Annotated in this window: 19 protein-coding genes and 1 pseudogene; 9 read left to right on the plus strand and 11 right to left on the minus strand. The window is 46.2% G+C overall.

Translation table 11 applies throughout. From position 1 onward, the window contains the following. The 3 genes and pseudogenes from IQ217_RS14980 to IQ217_RS14990 form a co-directional block, all read right to left on the minus strand. Window positions 1-243, minus strand: a pseudogene (locus IQ217_RS14980) (hypothetical protein); the annotation flags it as partial. After that, the gene (gene pyrF / locus IQ217_RS14985) at window positions 222-917 is read right to left on the minus strand and encodes an orotidine-5'-phosphate decarboxylase (protein ID WP_194020563.1); all 696 of its coding nucleotides are present in this window, start codon (window positions 915-917) and stop codon (window positions 222-224) included. The pseudogene IQ217_RS14980 and the gene pyrF, both read right to left, overlap by 22 nt. Window positions 918-969: 52 nt before the next feature. Next, window positions 970-1,854, minus strand: coding sequence for a tetratricopeptide repeat protein (locus tag IQ217_RS14990; RefSeq protein WP_190595846.1), 885 nt, complete (start codon window positions 1,852-1,854; stop codon window positions 970-972). Window positions 1,855-2,099: 245 nt separating this feature from the next. Here IQ217_RS14990 and IQ217_RS14995 point away from each other — a divergent pair, with 245 nt between their 5' ends. The 4 genes from IQ217_RS14995 (at window position 2,100) to lptC (ending at window position 4,978) form a co-directional block, all read left to right on the plus strand. Continuing rightward, window positions 2,100-2,582 (plus strand): hypothetical protein, encoded by a 483-nt coding sequence (locus tag IQ217_RS14995; RefSeq protein ID WP_228025770.1) that lies wholly within the window; start codon window positions 2,100-2,102, stop codon window positions 2,580-2,582. Between the two features lie 314 nt (window positions 2,583-2,896). Next, entirely contained in the window at window positions 2,897-3,229 is a 333-nt protein-coding gene (locus IQ217_RS15000; protein ID WP_190595844.1) for a DUF433 domain-containing protein, read from the plus strand. Beyond that, on the plus strand, window positions 3,226-3,579 hold the full coding sequence (locus IQ217_RS15005) for a DUF5615 family PIN-like protein (protein WP_194020564.1): 354 nt from the start codon (window positions 3,226-3,228) through the stop codon (window positions 3,577-3,579). The genes IQ217_RS15000 and IQ217_RS15005 overlap by 4 nt, the downstream gene beginning before the upstream one ends. 205 nt (window positions 3,580-3,784) lie before the next feature. Then, a complete protein-coding gene (lptC, locus tag IQ217_RS15010) occupies window positions 3,785-4,978 on the plus strand; it encodes an LPS export ABC transporter periplasmic protein LptC (protein WP_228025771.1) in 1,194 nt (397 codons plus the stop codon). A 46-nt stretch (window positions 4,979-5,024) separates the two neighbouring features. Here the strand turns inward: lptC and mutS are convergent, their stop codons facing one another. The 7 genes from mutS to IQ217_RS15045 all read right to left on the minus strand — a co-directional run bounded on the left by mutS (window position 5,025) and on the right by IQ217_RS15045 (window position 11,799). Further along, window positions 5,025-7,661 (minus strand): DNA mismatch repair protein MutS, encoded by a 2,637-nt coding sequence (gene mutS, locus IQ217_RS15015; RefSeq protein ID WP_194020565.1) that lies wholly within the window; start codon window positions 7,659-7,661, stop codon window positions 5,025-5,027. Between the two features lie 287 nt (window positions 7,662-7,948). Then, window positions 7,949-8,998: a DMT family transporter gene (locus IQ217_RS15020; RefSeq protein ID WP_194020566.1), complete on the minus strand. Its 1,050-nt coding sequence runs from the start codon at window positions 8,996-8,998 to the stop codon at window positions 7,949-7,951. Further along, window positions 8,998-9,354: a cupin domain-containing protein gene (locus tag IQ217_RS15025; protein ID WP_228025772.1), complete on the minus strand. Its 357-nt coding sequence runs from the start codon at window positions 9,352-9,354 to the stop codon at window positions 8,998-9,000. The genes IQ217_RS15020 and IQ217_RS15025 overlap by 1 nt, the downstream gene beginning before the upstream one ends. A gap of 16 nt (window positions 9,355-9,370) precedes the next feature. Beyond that, complete coding sequence (locus tag IQ217_RS15030; protein WP_194020567.1) at window positions 9,371-10,078, minus strand: DUF4079 domain-containing protein; 708 nt, start codon at window positions 10,076-10,078, stop codon at window positions 9,371-9,373. A 114-nt stretch (window positions 10,079-10,192) separates the two neighbouring features. Beyond that, window positions 10,193-10,675, minus strand: coding sequence for a hypothetical protein (locus IQ217_RS15035; protein ID WP_194020568.1), 483 nt, complete (start codon window positions 10,673-10,675; stop codon window positions 10,193-10,195). A gap of 37 nt (window positions 10,676-10,712) precedes the next feature. Continuing rightward, window positions 10,713-11,369, minus strand: coding sequence for a redoxin domain-containing protein (locus tag IQ217_RS15040; protein WP_194020569.1), 657 nt, complete (start codon window positions 11,367-11,369; stop codon window positions 10,713-10,715). 79 nt (window positions 11,370-11,448) lie between these two features. Beyond that, window positions 11,449-11,799: a hypothetical protein gene (locus IQ217_RS15045; protein WP_476718275.1), complete on the minus strand. Its 351-nt coding sequence runs from the start codon at window positions 11,797-11,799 to the stop codon at window positions 11,449-11,451. A gap of 138 nt (window positions 11,800-11,937) precedes the next feature. Between IQ217_RS15045 and IQ217_RS15050 the strand changes: the two genes are divergently transcribed. Next, window positions 11,938-12,846: a LysR family transcriptional regulator gene (locus IQ217_RS15050; protein ID WP_194020571.1), complete on the plus strand. Its 909-nt coding sequence runs from the start codon at window positions 11,938-11,940 to the stop codon at window positions 12,844-12,846. Window positions 12,847-13,077: 231 nt separating this feature from the next. Beyond that, on the plus strand, window positions 13,078-14,016 hold the full coding sequence (ygfZ, locus tag IQ217_RS15055; RefSeq protein ID WP_194020572.1) for a CAF17-like 4Fe-4S cluster assembly/insertion protein YgfZ: 939 nt from the start codon (window positions 13,078-13,080) through the stop codon (window positions 14,014-14,016). Window positions 14,017-14,175: 159 nt separating this feature from the next. Here ygfZ and IQ217_RS15060 read toward each other — a convergent pair whose 3' ends face one another. After that, complete coding sequence (locus IQ217_RS15060; RefSeq protein WP_190595821.1) at window positions 14,176-14,622, minus strand: hypothetical protein; 447 nt, start codon at window positions 14,620-14,622, stop codon at window positions 14,176-14,178. Window positions 14,623-14,877: 255 nt separating this feature from the next. On the opposite strand from IQ217_RS15060, the gene cobS reads away from it, so the two are divergent. The 3 genes from cobS to IQ217_RS15075 all read left to right on the plus strand — a co-directional run bounded on the left by cobS (window position 14,878) and on the right by IQ217_RS15075 (window position 16,904). Next, complete coding sequence (gene cobS, locus IQ217_RS15065) at window positions 14,878-15,660, plus strand: adenosylcobinamide-GDP ribazoletransferase (protein WP_194020573.1); 783 nt, start codon at window positions 14,878-14,880, stop codon at window positions 15,658-15,660. 106 nt (window positions 15,661-15,766) lie between these two features. Then, window positions 15,767-15,970 carry a hypothetical protein gene (locus IQ217_RS15070; protein ID WP_190596032.1) on the plus strand — a complete coding sequence of 68 codons (204 nt, stop codon included), beginning with the start codon at window positions 15,767-15,769 and terminating at the stop codon, window positions 15,968-15,970. A 139-nt stretch (window positions 15,971-16,109) separates the two neighbouring features. Then, window positions 16,110-16,904, plus strand: coding sequence for a hypothetical protein (locus IQ217_RS15075; RefSeq protein WP_194020574.1), 795 nt, complete (start codon window positions 16,110-16,112; stop codon window positions 16,902-16,904). Window positions 16,905-16,938 lie beyond the last annotated feature (34 nt).

Here is a 16,938-nt window from a genome sequence, read left to right on the forward strand (position 1 = left end):
ACCGCCAATCTGACTCCGCTGCATGACCCGATTGGTATAACTGGGCAACGCTTCCAGCAGGGGGGGCATCAATTCCGTCAGGGATTGCTGGCATTGGCCTTGGTCGGAGGATGGCCGATTTCTGGCTTGGCTGGGATTTAGTCCCAGATTAGCGAGCACCACCAAGGTCAGACCAGTGACAGATAGGCCAAATTTGACAGCCTGGGAGAACAGGAATAAGTTCAGACAGCAAGGTCTTGGCATAATCTTTCCCAAGCGGCTTCAGGATTAGGATCAGCAGTGATGGGCCGGCCAATGACCACATAGTTGGCTCCAGCGGCGATCGCCTGGGAGGGAGTGGTTACCCGTTGTTGATCTCCTTGGGCAGACCAGAGGGGCCGCACGCCGGGGGTAACTAGTAAGAAATCCGGGCCACAGATTTGCCTTAGCTTAGCCACTTCCTGGGGGGAGCACACTGCCCCATCAATGCCAGCGTTTTGGGCCAACTGAGCCATGGCACTGACATAGTCCTCCACTGCCAACGGTTGTTGCAACTCTTCCCGTAACTGGCGATCGCCAATGCTGGTGAGTAGGGTAATGGCCAACAGTTTGGGGGGATGCTCCAAGGGGGCCATGGCTTGGGCGGCCAGGGTTAGGGCTTGACTCCCCGCAGTGGCATGGAGGGTTAACAAATCCACTTCGTACCGACTGGCAGACAAACAGGCTCCCAAAACCGTGTTGGGAATGTCGTGGAATTTCAGGTCTAAAAAGATGCGCTTACCCCGGTCCTTTAACTCCGCCAAAACACCTGGCCCAGCCCCCACAAACAATTCCAGCCCCACTTTCCAAAAATTCACCCCCGGCAAACGATCCACCAGGGCGATCGCCTTAGGCAAATCCGGTACATCCAGGGCAACAATTACTTGGTCTGGGGTCATGGCAATGGCAAGGTTAACGACTTATCAAAACGGGCCAGCAAAACCTAGCCCGCTACAGATCATCACTGGGGGGCGGCAAGGTCCGCAACACTTCCACCATGGTGGGGGTGGCAAATAGGGCCTTAGTGTCCGCCACTAACTTCTCTCCCCAAAGATTCTTAATCAGGAAATCAATTTCCCCATAGCGACTATCTAAGTTAAGGGCATCCTGGGCCTTGCGCAATCCCTCTTCCGTTTTGCCCTGCTTGTACAATGCCACGGCGATCGCCAATTGGGGTTCCGGCTGTTCCGCATCGATTTTGATCACCTCTTGCCAACGTTTGAGGGCAGTGTCAATTTTTCCCTGCTCGTATTCGATCAAACCAATGTTGTTCAAGGCTGGCCAAAACTGTTCCTCCGCTTTCAGAGCCTTTTGGTAGGCAGTGACAGCATCCGGATATTTAACCAATTTTAGATAGGCGTTGCCCAAATCAAAGAGGGCGGCGGGGGTGTCGGGGCGCTGGGCTAAACCGGCCAGCAAAACTTCCACTGCTTGGTTATATTCCCCCTGTTGAAAATAGGCATTACCTAGGGTGAATTTAATGCCTGCTTCCTCCGGGGCCATGGCTTCGGCTTTTTTCAGCACTTCAATGCCCGGCTCCACCTCTTCCTGTTGTAGATAAAGGGTGCCGAGAATGAACCAAGTTTGAAACTGCTCCGGCGCTAGTTGGGTTGCCAGTTTGGCCCGGGGAAAGGCCAGGTCATACTGCTGAAATCGCACCAATTGCACCACATCTTCCGTGAGTGCCAGCCCCTGATCCTCTAACTGTTGTTGGTCTAAATTGGGGGTGTAGGGCAGGATCGCCTGGGAAAACACCGGGGCCGCAGCACTGGCCAAGCCCAATTGTAATCCCCACAAAAGCAACCAATGACGTTTTGACACAGTAATTTTTTCCATCGATCAATCAATATTCTGAGCCCTGGTGGGGGAAATTGCAGTCTCCCAGCCTACCCCTGGGGGCAAGGCCCAACACTTTTGAGGTGTAGGGTTTATTGTATCTAGCCCGACGTTGTTTTGGCGATTAATCTCGGCTAAAGGGCTCTGGGAGTGTTTTTAGTAAAATTTTATGTTAGCCCGCCTGGATCAAAAATCTGGCCGCGACTCTGACCCCAGCAGCTCTTACTGCAAACACTTATACTATCTTGCTTGTGCAAACCAGATTTACCCGATTGATTTTAGCCTACAGCTTTTGGTTACTGCTCGCTGCCGTTAATAGAGTCAATGCCCAAACATCTCCTGTGGACCCAGATTTTGCCAGTTTAAAGCAACAATTAGAGGCAAAAAATTTTAGGGTATTACTATCCCCTCCTCCCCAACGAGGGGCCTATGGACTGCTCAATGCCCAAAGCCGTACCATCTGGATTCACCCTCTCACCTTTGAGTTGGGGATCGCTGTGCCGGTTATTGTGCATGAGGCGGTACACGCCGCCCAGGTATGTAAAGGCAAAGGGCAACTAGCTCCTTTGGGGGTAACAGTTGAACCATTGGTCTATGCCCGGCCATTTTGGTTGCGCTATAACGAAATTCATCGCCAGGACTTGGAACGGGAAGCTTTCACCATTCAAACCCAACCCAATCGCATAGCTCTAGTTTCTGACTATCTCAACCAATTTTGCCCATCTTGACGATTCATTTCCGCCAGGGCCAACGGGTACCCATTTCGGTTTTAGCGGACCAAATCAGGTAAAGCACCAATAAGCCAACCCCTGCTAGAAAGGACAATAGGTCTTCTTTCATAACTTTCCACGTCGTAATTTTGATCAGGCTACAGCAAAAAAGGCGATCGCCACAACAAATATTCGTACATAAGACCTCACTTAATCGCCGCTTCAATGCTAACGTCAAGAGCTAAGGTCTGCTGACGCAGCGTTGTTTAGGGCTCGGCGATACTTGTGAAATTCCCCTAAAATAAAAGCAGCGTTTTTCGAGGTTCTGTCCCTTGGCTTTAGCATCTATCCCGACAAAGCAGTACATTGAACAACGAGAGGAAGGATATTGGATTAAAGGAAGTCGTGTTTCACTGGACTCAGTAGTATATTCCTTTCTTGAGGGGGAAACGCCGGAAGTCATTGCCCAAAATTTTCCTCTTCTTTCCCTTGAGCAAGTTTATGGGGCGATAACGTTTTATCTTGCTAATCGTGAGTTTGTTAATACATATTTGCAAAATGGGGAAGCTGAGTTTGGACAGCTACAGAAAGATTGTCAGCAAAGAAGTCCTCAGTTGTATCAATTACTAATGGCAGGTCAAGCCCGACTATCACAGGCGTCATGACAAGGGTTAGGTTTCAAGCTGACGCTGATCTCAAACAGGCGATCGTGACTGGTGTAATCCGTAGGTGCCCAAATCTGGATTTTCAGTCGGCGAATGGAGTTGGTCTTGACGGTGTTCAAGATCAAAAAGTGTTAACCATTGCGGCGCAGGATAAAAGGATTTTAGTTACCCACGACCGCAAAACAATGCCAACGGAGTTTGGTAAGTTTATCCTTTCTCAGAACAGTTATGGCGTTATTGTTATCGCCCAGAATCTGCCAGTTCGTGAAGCAATTAATGGAATCATCATGGTTTGGGAAGTGTCAACGGCGGAAGAATGGATCAATCAAATTATGACTTTACCCTTCTGAAATCGCTCCCCGCAATGACCAGCTATCAGGCTACAGCAAAAAAGGCGATCGCCAATGGAGACAACTCTGATTTAGGCGATCGTCTAGAATAGAAGACTGAAAGCGGCAATGGAGTTGTAGAATGCTTCGTGATCTTCCCCTGGGGATTAGTTTGCTCAAAATAGCCTTATTTAAATCATTTATTTTCAAATTATCTCGTTAAACTTTGCTAACTTCTTTTTTTTTGCCCCTACGTCGTTGCTCCTCTGTTTTATGGGGAGGATTACTCCTCAGCACGTTGATGTTAAGCAGTTGTGCGCCCCCCGATCCCCTAGAACAACGCAGTCAAGCTCCCCCCCCCAAGGAAGAAAGTAGCCTTACCCTCAACAATGCCACCCTAGAACAGGCCAACGCAAAAGGGCAAACGGTGTGGAAAATTCAGGTGGAGGAGGCTCGCTATAGCGTTGATGGGAAGAATGCCACCCTGGTGAATGTGAAGGGGGATTTTTACGAAGATGGCAAAGTGGTACTCCAGGTGAAGGCGGATAAGGGGGAAATTATTGAAGATGGCAAAGCCCTATTCCTGCGGGAGAATATTGTTGCCCTTGATCCCCGTAATAAAGCCGTGTTGCGAGCCCAGGAGGTAGAATGGCAAACTGAATCTAGCATTCTCACAGCTCGGCAAGATCTAAAGGGGGAACATCCTGATTTGACCGTCACGGCGAAAGAAGGGCGCTATGAAACTAAGGAAGAAAAATTAATTGTTTCTGGTGATGTGGTGGCCGTAACTGAGCACAATACCAAGGATCAAAATAAACCGAAAGACCCCCGTCGGCTGGAACTCAAAACTGACAGAATCACCTGGGAAATTAAAAATAACCGGGTTTTTGGCGATCGCCCGTTGACCCTGGTACGTTTTGTTGATCAAACTGCCACCGACGAAGTAAAAAGCGACCAAGCAGAATTGTTGCTGAAACAGCAGCTCGTACATTTAGCGGGCTTAAATCAGTTTAAATCCGTTGAACCACCGTTACAAATTGCCGCCGAACCCATTAGTTGGTACTATTTGACTCGTTTTGTGACCACCGATAAGCCGATTAGTATTGTGGATTATAAACAACAAATTACAGTGCGGGGTAACCGGGGAGCCGTCAATCTGGCCGCAGGGATTGCCAAACTAGAACAGGGCACTAATACCACGAGCCAAGAACAACAATCCCAACTATATGCGGATGAGTTGACCTATAATTTTGGTCCCCAAACGTTGCAGGCTAAGGGCAACATTGTTTATGAGCAACAGAAAGGCGTAAAGTTTAACCTCACTGGGGATTTGGCCCAGGGTTCTTTGCCTGATAATAATGTGGTGGTAACCAGTACCAGTCCAGAAAGGGTGGTGACAGAAATTTTCCCCAACCAATAAATGCAGTTGTTGATGGTTTTTCGTTAATTGAGCAACATCAACAGGGTTAAAAACCGAAAATATCTAACTGTTTGGTCCTATCTTCCGCTGCTGTCGATTCCGTTTGACTAGCCATTACCTTGCCCCGATTGCCCTTGCGTAAACCAACGGCGATTTTACTATGTTTTTCAATTTGGGCCATCACCTGCCGGGCCCTGGTAATCACTGAACTAGGTAACCCCGCCAAACGTCCCGCTTCAATGCCATAGGATTTATCCGCTCCCCCCGGTGACACCTGGTGCAAAAAGATGATTTCCTCCGGCAATTCTTTCACGGTAACTTGAAAATTGGCCACATTTTCCAATAAAGAAGCCAACTCGTTCAGCTCATGGTAATGGGTGGCAAAAATTGTCCGAGCTTGAATTTCCCCTGCTAAATATTCCGCCACCGACCAGGCGATCGCCAAGCCGTCAAAGGTAGCGGTACCCCGACCAATTTCATCTAGTAACACCAAAGATCTTGCGGTGGCATGGTTGAGAATATTGGCAGTTTCGTTCATTTCCACCATAAAAGTTGACTGCCCTGTGGCCAGATCATCCACTGCTCCCACCCTGGTAAAAATACGGTCACAAATGCTGAGGGTTGCGGCTTTAGCAGGAATAAAACTGCCGGTTTGGGCCATTAATTGGATTAACCCCACTTGACGTAAATAACAACTTTTACCACTGGCGTTGGGGCCGGTTAAAATCACCAAATCAGGATGCCAATGGTCATGGCCTAATTGGGTATCGTTAGCGACAAAAAATCCGGCTCCCAGGGATTGTTCCACCACTGGATGGCGACCGGCCTTAATATCAATTAAACCTGGCTCGGTTTGGATAATGGGACGGCAATAACCTTGATACACCGCCACCTCTGCTAACCCTGCCAACACATCGATCGCCGCCACGGCCTTGGCCACGTCCCGAATTGGTTGGGCTTTTTCCGCCACTGCGCCCCGCACTTCGCTAAAAATTTCATATTCCAATTGATTTAAATCAGCCTGGGCGGTGAGAATACGGGTTTCTCGCTCCTTCAATTCCGGTGTGATATACCTTTCTTCGTTGACTAAGGTTTGTTTGCGAATGTAATTTTCTGGAGCCTGTTCCGATTTACTGCGGGGTAAACTTAAGTAATAACCAAAGGCTTTATTATAACCTACTTTTAAATTGGCAATGCCAGTTTTTTCCCGCTCCGTTACTTCTAAGTTGGCTAACCATTGATTATCGTCTTCTAAACTTTGACGCATTTCATCCAAGGTTGGATTAACGCCACTGCGAATTAAGTTGCCTTCCCGGATATGTAAGGGGGGATTTTCCACAATATGAGCTAGAACATATTTGCCCAATTCTTCCAACTCCGGCGGTACTGTTTGTAAAGCTTTTAAATAGGGGCTATGGCCTTCCTGGGCCAATGCAGCTAAATCCGTCAACCGCACCAACGAAGAGGCCAAGCCATACACATCCCTCGCACTGGCGGTGTTCGCCCCAATTCTCCCCGTCAATCTTTCCAAGTCGTAAATTTGCCGGAGCAATTGCCGCAAATCCTGACGTAAGGCGGGGTGATGGTACAACTCTTGGATGGTGTCCTGGCGAGCTTGGATACCCTTGAGATCCAATAAAGGCTGCAATAGCCAACGCCGCAAAGCTCGACTGCCCATGGTGGTACTGGTACGGTCCAAAGCCCAGAGCAGGGAGCCGTGGAAACTGCCATCCCGCACGGTTTGATTAATTTCCAAGTTGCGCCGAGTCTGGTGATCCAACACCAGAAAATCGGTTAACCCATAGGTCTTTAATGGTTGAATGGGCACCACATGGGCCTTTTGGGTATCTTCGATGTATTCCAACAATCCCCCCGCCGCCCGAATTGCTAGGGGTAAAGCGTCACAACCCATGCCTTCCAGAGATTTGACCCGAAAAGTAGTCAATAACCGTTGTTTTGCTTCCACCAAAGAAAAGGGAGTTTGGGAGCGGAGGGAATAACAAAAACTGGTGGGCAATTGTTTGGGAATATGTTCTGAAGGCTCCCCTGGGCGCAAAATATTACGAATATCGGGGGCAGAGGTGGGAATAAGCACTTCCGACGGTTGCAGCCGCAGCAATTCCACTGCGAGGTCATCCAAATTACTAGACTGACAAGTGAAAAATTCCCCGGTGGAGATATCAGCGTGGGCTAGGCCCCATTTGTCTTCCACCATGGCGATCGCCGCTAGGAAATTATTGCGCTTAGCGGGGAGCATACTGTCGTCGGTGAGGGTGCCGGGGGTGAGCAACTTCGTTACTTGCCGTTCCACCATCCGTTTTTCTGCCTGGGCTTCGGCGGCATCTTCCACTTGGTCGCAGATTGCTACGGCGTAGCCCTTTTCCACCAACTGTCGGGCGTAGCGTTCTAGGGCGTGGTGGGGCACCCCCGTCATGGCCACCCGGCCAATTTCCTTGCCCCCTTCTTTGCTAGTTAAAATTAGTTCCAATTCCCTGGCAATGATGACCGCATCCTGGAAAAAACACTCGAAAAAATCCCCTACCCGGTAGAGCAACAATGCTCCTTGATACTGTTCCTTCACCTCCGTGTAGTGCTGGAACATCGGCGTTAACTTCTGGCGATCGAGGGTGCGATAGTCCCGTTGGGGTTCTTTAACAGTGCCGAGGATGGGAGTATCAGTCATGGCCGGAGGATGAGGTCAGCGGCTTCCCATTCTGACACCCTCTCCCCACCGACAGCAAGCTCCCACCAATGGCGATCGCCAACTCCAGTCATTATGGCCCTTCAAATTAGATAAAACCAAGAGAAATATTAGAAACATTAATCTTAATAAATTTAAGCCAGGATGATGAAGTTTAATTCCATGACTTGATAAAGTAAGAAAAAATGGAACCATCGTTATCGAAACTCGAAAAAATTAGAATTAACTCAAACTAAGTTACTCTTGGGTAACAAATCCAGTAGCTTCAGCTAAATTCCTCGAAAACCGACGTCCGTATCCATTAATTGGCGAGGATTTAAAGATTTTACAGTCTGTTCCCTTTTTGACGTTTGTAAATTATCTATAAAACTTAGTATTGCCCCCAGTAGTAGCAAAATTCCGCCTAAATACTGGGATTCTGTAGGCGTTTCCTGTAAAATCAGATAGGCAAAAATAATGGCAAGAATAGGAGTGACTAGGCTCGCTAAGTTAATCTGAATGAAACTTGCAGATTTAAGACCTGCTAACCAAGCTAATTGACCAAGAACAACAATAATAGCTCCATAAACTAGCATCCATTGCCAGAGAATTGGCGCAAAAACATCTACGAAATGGTGAAAACCATAAAGGATAACTGCCATCCAGAAAAAGACAAAGGTTCCTACCAAACTACGATAAACAGTAAAAATGCTTACTGGAATAGATTGCAGTTGTTGTTTACTTAGGATTGTTGTAATTGCTGAAATAAAAGCAGCGATCGCCACTAAGCTTTCCCCCAGTCCAAAATCCAAATTCATAACCATCTTAGCCGGTTCAGAAATATCAAAAAAAACAGTAACAGCGACTCCAATAAAGGAAATCAAGGTTGCCACTATGCTTAATCGATTCACCGAAGCTTTTAGCAAAAAAACACTTAAAATTAAAGTAAAAATAGGTTCCAGTCGTCCAATTAAAACAACATTAGTTACATTTGTTTGCCCAAGAGCAGTGAACATCAAAGCGGGGGCGATCGCCCTCGATAAAATAGCTGTAATAGTTAGTAAACGCCAATCTTTTAAGGCTACTTTTTTTAATTTGTGCAGTTGCCAATCAGGGTAAAAAATCAAAATCATTAAACCCAAGGCGCATAGATTACCAACAAAAAGAACATTACAAAGAGAAATAGGGTTACGGCCATCAATCGTATAGGCTTGCCCCAATTCAATGATTCGAGTAGTGACAGCATTGGCCGCTGAAAAAATCACTACGGCAAGGGCAAGATAAATCGGGCTCGGAATCCGGTTCAAAAAAGTGCCAAAAATAAAAATAGATGTTTTCATCAATAATCCAATTCCCGTTGATAGCCAATCTGAGGAGCCGAATAAATGGAAACAAAAACTGCATTCTCTTGACTATGATTGATCGCCCCATGAACTTGGCCTTTTTCGGCGATCGCCACTTCCCCTTGCGTCAAAGTTTGACTTTGATGCTCCCCCAAAAAATAAGTCAAAGTACCTTTTAGCATAACCCAGGTATCTTGACCATCGGGATGGGAATGAGGTTCAACAATTTGCTGAGGTTGAACAGCCCAGATAGCAATACTAGAATTTTCTGTCTCGATTACCGGCGTTACCGTTGCCCTTTGCTTAGAAAAACGCATTATTTTTTCTAAATCAAAAATTCGTTGCTGGTTCATTTTAGTAATTCTATTTTTATCTGGGTTGAGGACAAGTTTTACTGACAGAATCACACTGATAAACATACGATGCTTGCCAATGAAGAGGGATTTCCAGTAAATCCCTTGTTCCTGTTATACCTTGACCAATGAAAAGCAATAAGGCGAGGCTATTAATGATAATGTGGGCATTGCGCCAACGATTTTGACGGTCTTGATAAATATCTTGGATGGTAGCTACGGAAAAAATCATTAGCAGGGCAGCTAAAATTCCGTAGTAAAAATGAGAAACAAACCATTCATGCCCCCGACGATAAATTTCAGGTTGACAACCTAGGAGCACCAGTCCCATTCCCGTTAAAACAGCAAAAATTCCTCGCCCAAGTTTCGTTTTAGATCGAAAAAGAAAAACAAAGGAGACTATACTTAAAGCAAATAGAAAAATCACCAAAAAAATCCGCAAAGGCTCTTGAGAAATCACATTTTCATTAATGAATTTAGAAAAAAGAGGATAGGCTAATCCTAAGAAAGTAACACCTACCACCGCCATAGTTAAATATTTTCCTATCGCCACATGCTCAGTGCCAACCACCGGGGGAATTTTGCTTTTTTCTCCTGCTTTCGTCGCCAAACGTCGCTGACGGGTAAGTAAGGCACGGTTAAGCACAATACCTAAAAGGGGGAAAACCAAAATAATGGCGATCGCGGGATGCAACAAGGCCCAGGCATCTTGAAAGTCAATCATAAAAACAATTATTGAGTTTAGTAAACAAAATTCAAGAAACTAAAAACTAGCCATTCAGCATTGATTCCCCCATAATTATCAATAGTGCAATATCATCCTCCGTAACAGTTGAAATTAGCTAGGATCTTTCAAGCGAATCATTGCCGAACCAATGGGAACTTCTCCTTCGATGCCCTGTAATTGGGTGCTAACCCGATAAAGAGCACGCCCCCCCATTCTTGACATGTCTACTCCTGATAGTTGCAATCTTACATAGGTATTGGGGTCAATGGGTTGGTTAAAATCGATGGTTATGCCCCCTGGAGATTTTTTTAGGGTACCGAGAATTTCCATACCATTAGGATCAAAAGCCTTAACTTCAATCGAACGTTCCATGTCAATAGGTAAACCAATGGTTGCAGATTTAAGCGAAAATCCCGTAACTCCTAGGGTAATATAGTGCATATTACCAGCTGCTCCCACAAACCCAGAGTCCGTTACAAAAGGAGTAGTAAAATGCATTGTCATTTGTGCTTCGGCTGGGAAATCACCAAAGGGCAACAGGGCTATAGAAACAGCTAAAGCAGACAAAGAACTAACAATAGGACGAATATTCATGGTATTTAACTCCTGAAATCAATAAAAGAAAATTGGGTCAATGATCAACAAAAAGGGACAGTAAAATAGCGATTGCATCTTCCGGTTCATAGCGAACACGAAAATCCACATTGACATAGGACAAAGCGATGTAACCGCGGCGATCAATTACGAAGGTAGCTGGTACAGGTAATAACCATTCTTCTATACCATTGTGCTCAGGAATGACATAGCCTGATTGTAAATAAATTTGCTTAACAGCATCGGGAACGGTAAAAACTAATCCATAATCCTGGGCTGTTTGAAAACCATTATCGCTGAGAAGAGCGTAAGTCAAATCATGACGATCAATAGTTTTTTGTGAAGCAGCTAGAGTTTGGGGGGAAATAGCTAGAATTGTCCCTCCCAATGCTCTAATTTTATTAACAACCTTTTGATAGGCTCGTAATTCTAGTCCACAATAGGGACACCAGTAGCCTCGAAAAAATTTAAGTAATACGGGACCATTCTTTAATTGTTCGGAGAGAATGATCGTTTCTCCTTTGGTATTCTTGAGGGTAAAATCCGGGGCAAAATCTCCTATTCTTAATTGTCTTCGGTTTCTAAATTCCTCACTCAAACCCTCAATAAAATCCGAAAAAATAACAGCCCTTTCAGGAGGCGTTTTTTTCAAGGACTCTTGATGAAACTTGTACAATTCAATCTGTAAATTCACAATCTTTTGGGAGATAGCTGAAGGCTATAACCTATCATATCCCCTAAAGATAGTCCTCATTGAACAAATTCCTGGAGGGTTACTTGACTTCATTGGCGGGAAACATGGCAATCCTGCCTCCCTTCACCGCAACAACTACATCGTAGGTTGCACAATAGGAAAAGGTAACATCGTTCTTTTTGCTGTATAGATTGACAACCATTCCAGCACCCCCAGGTTGAACCCCCAATGGTTCTAGATCGCCATAGAAAAATCGCCTCAATTGGTCTCCACTACCAGTTTTTCCTTTGCTAGTGATAATTAGTTCGATCTGTTCTTGGCTGGCTGAAGGGGGAGCGGCGATCGCCGTATTTTGAGTGTGGGGTAGAAAGCTGCGAAAGGCGACATCTCCTATGGCAATTGTGCCAGCTAGGATAAGGGGAGCTAGCAAAGGACTAAAGGGTTTGAGTCTTAACATCAAGTTTTTAGGCGTAGAAATTATTGACGGAATCATCATTGCCTATTTTTTTTTTGATGGGAAGCCGGCAAAATGGAATATGCCATATGCCAGATTGGAATAGGTGTTGTTATGGATCGTCTTGCTTGTATGCAGAGTTTTGTTCGAGCGATCGAAATGAATAGCTTTTCCGCCGTGGCGAGGGAACAACAAACAACTCAACCAACCGTCAGTAAACAAATTGCCGCTCTAGAAAAACATTTGGGGGTAAAGTTAATCACTCGATCTACGACCAAACTCAATCTGACAGAAGAAGGAAAACAATATTATCAATACTGTCAACAAATTTTGGAAACAGTTGCTGAAGCAGAAGCTAGTTTAGAAGGCAAAGAGAAAGCCGTTGGTATTTTACGTCTGGGTTGTTCAGTCCTATTTGGCGAAATGCAAATTGTGCCCCGCTTAAATCTTTTTATCAGCCGCTATCCCCAGGTCAAAATAGACTTAATGATGGCTGACTATTTTGTCGATATGGTGCAAGAAGGACTAGACCTTTCTATTCGCATTGGTAATCATCAAGATAAAGCTCTAATTAGTGAACGTATTGGTATCACCCGTCGTGTAACGGTAGCTAGCACCAGTTATTTTGAAAAATCAGGGGAACCGAAAACACCAGAAGATCTAGCCAGGCATAATTGTATTATCTATACTTCCTTATCTACCATTAATGAATGGCATTTTCATGGAAATAATGGAGTTATTAAAATCAATGTTAAAGGTAGTTTTCAAACTAATAGCTCCGTTGCTGTGCGAGCCGCAGTTTTATCAGGTTTAGGCATTGCTATCGCCCCTATTTGGATGTTTGGTGAGGATATTTATCGGGGGGATCTTAAAGTTATTTTACAGGATTGTCAGCCTGTGCCTTTTCCCATTTACGCCGTCTATCGTCGCAGTCGTTTTTATCCCGCCAAAGTTCATTGTTTTATTGATTTTTTACGGGAAGAATTTAAGCTAGACCCTTGGGTTTCTGACTATGGCGCCTAATTTATCAATAGAACTTTTTTTAAGACAGCAAATAGAGAACTTTTTGACTACTGCAGTCCCGTTTTGCTCTTCAAAAATGGAGGCAGAGAAGCTCCTAACAACAGGGCGTTCATTCGCCGCTAAAATGTGGAGAATGGAAAGTTGAAGCAAGCAAGCACAAAATCCACTTTTTCTTGATTTCATTGCTGGACACTGCAATTCGCGATTTAAATCTTAAATTTAGAGATATTCATGGCCCATCCCCTCGACCTGGAGCAAACCTGGCTCTATCCCCTGCCCGAATTTAGTTTGATTGCCTTACAAGGGGAAGACCGACGACGCTTTTTACACAACCAAACCACCAACGCAGTGGAAACCAGGACAGTGGGGGAATGGTTTGAAACCGTATTCGTCAATTCCACCGGCAGAACTCTAGAGTTAGCGACGGTTTATGTACGTCAAGACTCCCTTTGGATCCAAGTGGAAGCCAACCGAAAAGACTTCCTCTGGCAATGGATGGACCGATTTATTTTCCCCTTCGACAAGGTGGAACTGGAGGATTTATCTGCCCATTATCGGGCGGTGGTACTGTTGGGAGAAAAAGTAGAACAAGATCATTTGGGTTGGCAATTACCCGCCGGGAACCAATGGTTAGCCCAATCGGTGCAGGGAGTTGAGTTACTCGTTTCTGCCCAAACAGGGTTGGATTTACCTGGTTATACAGTAATTTTTCCAGCGACTCAACAGGCAGTAATCGACCAACTTTGGGGAGATTTAGCTGTGATTACCCCCGACCAATGGGAAGGTTTGCGGATTCACCAGGGCAGACCCCAAGCAAATAAAGAACTGACTGAGGATTACAATCCCCTTGAAACCGGACTATGGCGGGCCATTTCCTTCACTAAGGGTTGCTACATTGGCCAAGAAACCATTGCCCGTTTGAATACTTACCAAGGAGTGAAACAGCGGCTGTGGCGCATTGCCCTCGATCGCCCGATGGAAGCAGGAACAGTGATTACCCTGGAAGGACAAAAGGTGGGGGTTTTAACCAGTGTGAAGGGATTGACGGGGCTTGGCTACCTTAAAACTAAGCTGGCTGATCAGGGCGCGACAGTGCAGGTGGGGGAGGCGATCGGTACAGTGGAAAAACCACCCTACATCACCCACGAATATTACCAAGGGCCGAACTAGATTCCGGAAATCGGTTTTCGCTGCTATTCCCATCACCCATGGGGTTTTGTTGGTTTGGTTACCCGATCTCTCCTTAGCATTGATTACCAACAATTGGGTGGGGGGTCATCAAATTGATCATTAGCTTGATTAAGCGAGCTTGCTGGAATCCAAAGCAAATCAAAAGTCTTCCTCGTCCCTCTGCACATCTAACCGGGCCGCCAGTACCTCCGCCACCGCTTCTTCCAAATCCAGGGGCATAAGTTGACTATAACCTTCCCTTGGGTTGAGCCAATCATCCAAAGGCACTAGCCTTAAATGCCGACTTTCCTGCCAGAGGTCGACAATGGTTTTTCCTTGGTGGTCTAGGCTAATTTCCAGATAGTCAAAGCTATTGACATTGAGATAAAGAGATTGATTGGTAACAATGGTGGCCTGTTGGGCATCGCTAAACACATCCAAGATCCAACCTTGGCCTTCCGCTTGGGATTTGCCGTCCAATTGATAGTAGTAATTAACTTGTCCTAAATCATTTAGAACCCGTTGCATATCTTCTTTGTTGACCAAAATACCCTGTTCAATCACACAGGGAGCTGGTAGTAGGGGAGAGTGAAATTCAGGATTCATGGGGGTGAGGGCGGGGTAAAAAGCTTGGTCGGTCGGTTACGGATGAATATTTACGGTTATAAATTCCACCAGGATTACTAACGAAAATCACGCAAAAGTATTAGTCTAGATGGGGAATTTTAGTTTTGGGTTGCCAAGCCATCGGTGGAGCGATTTGATTGATCCCCGCGTTAATTTTGATCTTAGCCCAAGAATTCGTAACTATATTTTAAGTTTTTGCGGAGTGGCGACTCCTTGCCCTGGGAATGGTGATTTATGAAATGGTGGCGTCGTTGGTATTTTCTCTGGGGTGGGGACAGTGTGGGGGCAGCAATTCTGTTTTACACCCGCCTGTCCTGGCCTCGGAGTTGGCCGGTAAATTTTGACCGCATTGCCCGCTGGATCACCCTCATCGGGCTTCTGTTGTCCCTAATTTTGCTGGCGGTGGGTCAGGGGTTGCAATGGTTAGGCATGGATAAATTATTGCAATCGGCCATGGTGGTTAGCCTTTGGTTAGCTTTAACGGGGGGACTGCATTTAGACGGGGTGGCGGACGCTGCCGATGGTTTAGCGGTGACTAATCCCAATAAACGTTTAGCGGTGATGCAGGACAGTCAAACGGGGGCCTATGGCGTGATGGCGATCGCCGTGGTGTTATTACTAAAAACCATGGCCTTGGCTAGCCTTAATTCCAAAGGCTTAGCAAGCTGGGCCCTAGTGATGGCCTTGGGTTGGGGGCGTTGGGGCCAACTGTTGGCGATCGCCCTTTATCCCTATTTGAAGGCCGATGGCAAAGGCGCAATGCATAAACGAAATTTAAAATTGGGGCACGATTTACTGCTGGGCACGGCCATTATGGTTGGGGGAGGAACGGCCCTGGGAATTATTTTGGGAATTACCCCTTGGTTGATGGGGGTGGGTACCGGGGCAGCGGCAGTGATCGCCTGGAGGGTAGGTCGTTGGTTTGCCCAACAATTCGGAGGTCATACCGGAGACACCTACGGCGCTGTGGTGGAATGGAGTGAAGTATTAATTTTGCTGAGTTTGTCCTTGATTTAACGAATTGAGTCATTATCGATGGCCGTTAATTTTGCCATGCCATGGGATTATGACCAGTATTAACGTGAATCACCGATAATTGTCCTAAATTTTGCAGGAGCAGACATTGGCAGAAAAACGTAAAAAACGGCGATCGTCCTCTTCTTTATTTGGAAAACCCTTATTAGGTTTGGTAGGATTGACCCTAGCGTTATATTTGTTGAGGGGCTGGGGCATTATTACCTTTTTACCGGGGGGAATCTTCCTCGGCATGGCCGCCCTCACGGTCTTTGTGGCCCTACTGTACGGCTGGGAATTGACTAGCCGTTAGGTCAATGTTGGTGATGCTGGGGTAAAATTTGAGCCGCAAACTGTTGTGATCATTGCCGCAGATTTGTCCGTTTTTGCTTAACATTTAACTCTGTTTTCGATTCGATTCATCTAAAATCTGGTTCAATTGCTGAGTTGCCATGACTGGAAAAGTTGCCGAAAGTGATCCCAAAGGACTGTTAGTACTAATTCTGCCCCTGGCCGTGGCTATGGTTTTTATCTACAAAACCTGGCGGTGGATTTTGTTGGGTCTCACCTTGGCGATCGCCTGGGTGGCCTGGGATAACTACCAATGGCAACAGAAATGCGTCGCTATCGATCCCCTCTTTAACCAACTGGTGCAAAAAAATCAGGGCATCATCACCAAGGCAGATTTGATTGATGCGGGCATTGCCAAAGGTCGGGCGGCCCAACGTTATCTTAATGACAAGGTAGCGGAGTATGGCCCCTACGAAAAACAGGTGGGGCAAGCAAAAGTTTATTACTTTATTTCTTCCAGTACCCTGGGCAACATTTTTGACGACAGTGAACCGGAATCGAAGGAACCTGACCCCAGTTCTCCCAAGTTAGCCGCTGCCACAGCTCCGGTGGTGGACCATCCCCTAGTGCCCCCCCAGGAAGAATTGATGGCTACCCCGGTGGGTCAAAGTCCTTTTTCTCAATTGGCGGAAATTAAGGAAGCCCGTAAGCAACAGGAAGAGGAAAAGGTAGCTGAAGGCACGGCCCCAACGGAATCTACTCAGGCGGAAACTATTCCCAGCAATTCCTCCTTGACCCTGATCCAATCGGAATTAGCCAAGCGCTTAGACACCACTTCCAGCACCTTGGCCCGCCGCAAAAATGAAGACAATTTTGCCGACTGGAGTCAAACTAGGGACCCTGATGGCCTGGCTTGGAGCTATGATCCAGAGTCCAAATTGTTCATCACTGTCTAGTCATTTAGTATTTATTTAGCATCAAGCTGTTGGC

This window comes from Synechocystis salina LEGE 00031 (assembly GCF_015207985.1).
GTDB lineage: Bacteria > Cyanobacteriota > Cyanobacteriia > Cyanobacteriales > Microcystaceae > Synechocystis > Synechocystis salina.

Excerpts from the sequence above, each read along its gene's own strand:
- IQ217_RS15075 (WP_194020574.1), top strand. The coding sequence starts at position 16,110 with ATGACTGGAAAAGTTGCCGAAAGTGATCCCAAAGGACTGTTAGTACTA.
- IQ217_RS15050 (WP_194020571.1), top strand. The coding sequence starts at position 11,938 with ATGGATCGTCTTGCTTGTATGCAGAGTTTTGTTCGAGCGATCGAAATG.
- IQ217_RS15060 (WP_190595821.1), bottom strand. The coding sequence starts at position 14,622 with ATGAATCCTGAATTTCACTCTCCCCTACTACCAGCTCCCTGTGTGATT.
- IQ217_RS14990 (WP_190595846.1), bottom strand. The coding sequence starts at position 1,854 with ATGGAAAAAATTACTGTGTCAAAACGTCATTGGTTGCTTTTGTGGGGA.
- ygfZ (WP_194020572.1), top strand. The coding sequence starts at position 13,078 with ATGGCCCATCCCCTCGACCTGGAGCAAACCTGGCTCTATCCCCTGCCC.
- cobS (WP_194020573.1), top strand. The coding sequence starts at position 14,878 with ATGAAATGGTGGCGTCGTTGGTATTTTCTCTGGGGTGGGGACAGTGTG.
- mutS (WP_194020565.1), bottom strand. The coding sequence starts at position 7,661 with ATGACTGATACTCCCATCCTCGGCACTGTTAAAGAACCCCAACGGGAC.
- IQ217_RS15030 (WP_194020567.1), bottom strand. The coding sequence starts at position 10,078 with ATGATTGACTTTCAAGATGCCTGGGCCTTGTTGCATCCCGCGATCGCC.
- IQ217_RS15005 (WP_194020564.1), top strand. The coding sequence starts at position 3,226 with ATGACAAGGGTTAGGTTTCAAGCTGACGCTGATCTCAAACAGGCGATC.
- pyrF (WP_194020563.1), bottom strand. The coding sequence starts at position 917 with ATGACCCCAGACCAAGTAATTGTTGCCCTGGATGTACCGGATTTGCCT.
- IQ217_RS15025 (WP_228025772.1), bottom strand. The coding sequence starts at position 9,354 with ATGAACCAGCAACGAATTTTTGATTTAGAAAAAATAATGCGTTTTTCT.
- IQ217_RS15020 (WP_194020566.1), bottom strand. The coding sequence starts at position 8,998 with ATGAAAACATCTATTTTTATTTTTGGCACTTTTTTGAACCGGATTCCG.
- IQ217_RS15035 (WP_194020568.1), bottom strand. The coding sequence starts at position 10,675 with ATGAATATTCGTCCTATTGTTAGTTCTTTGTCTGCTTTAGCTGTTTCT.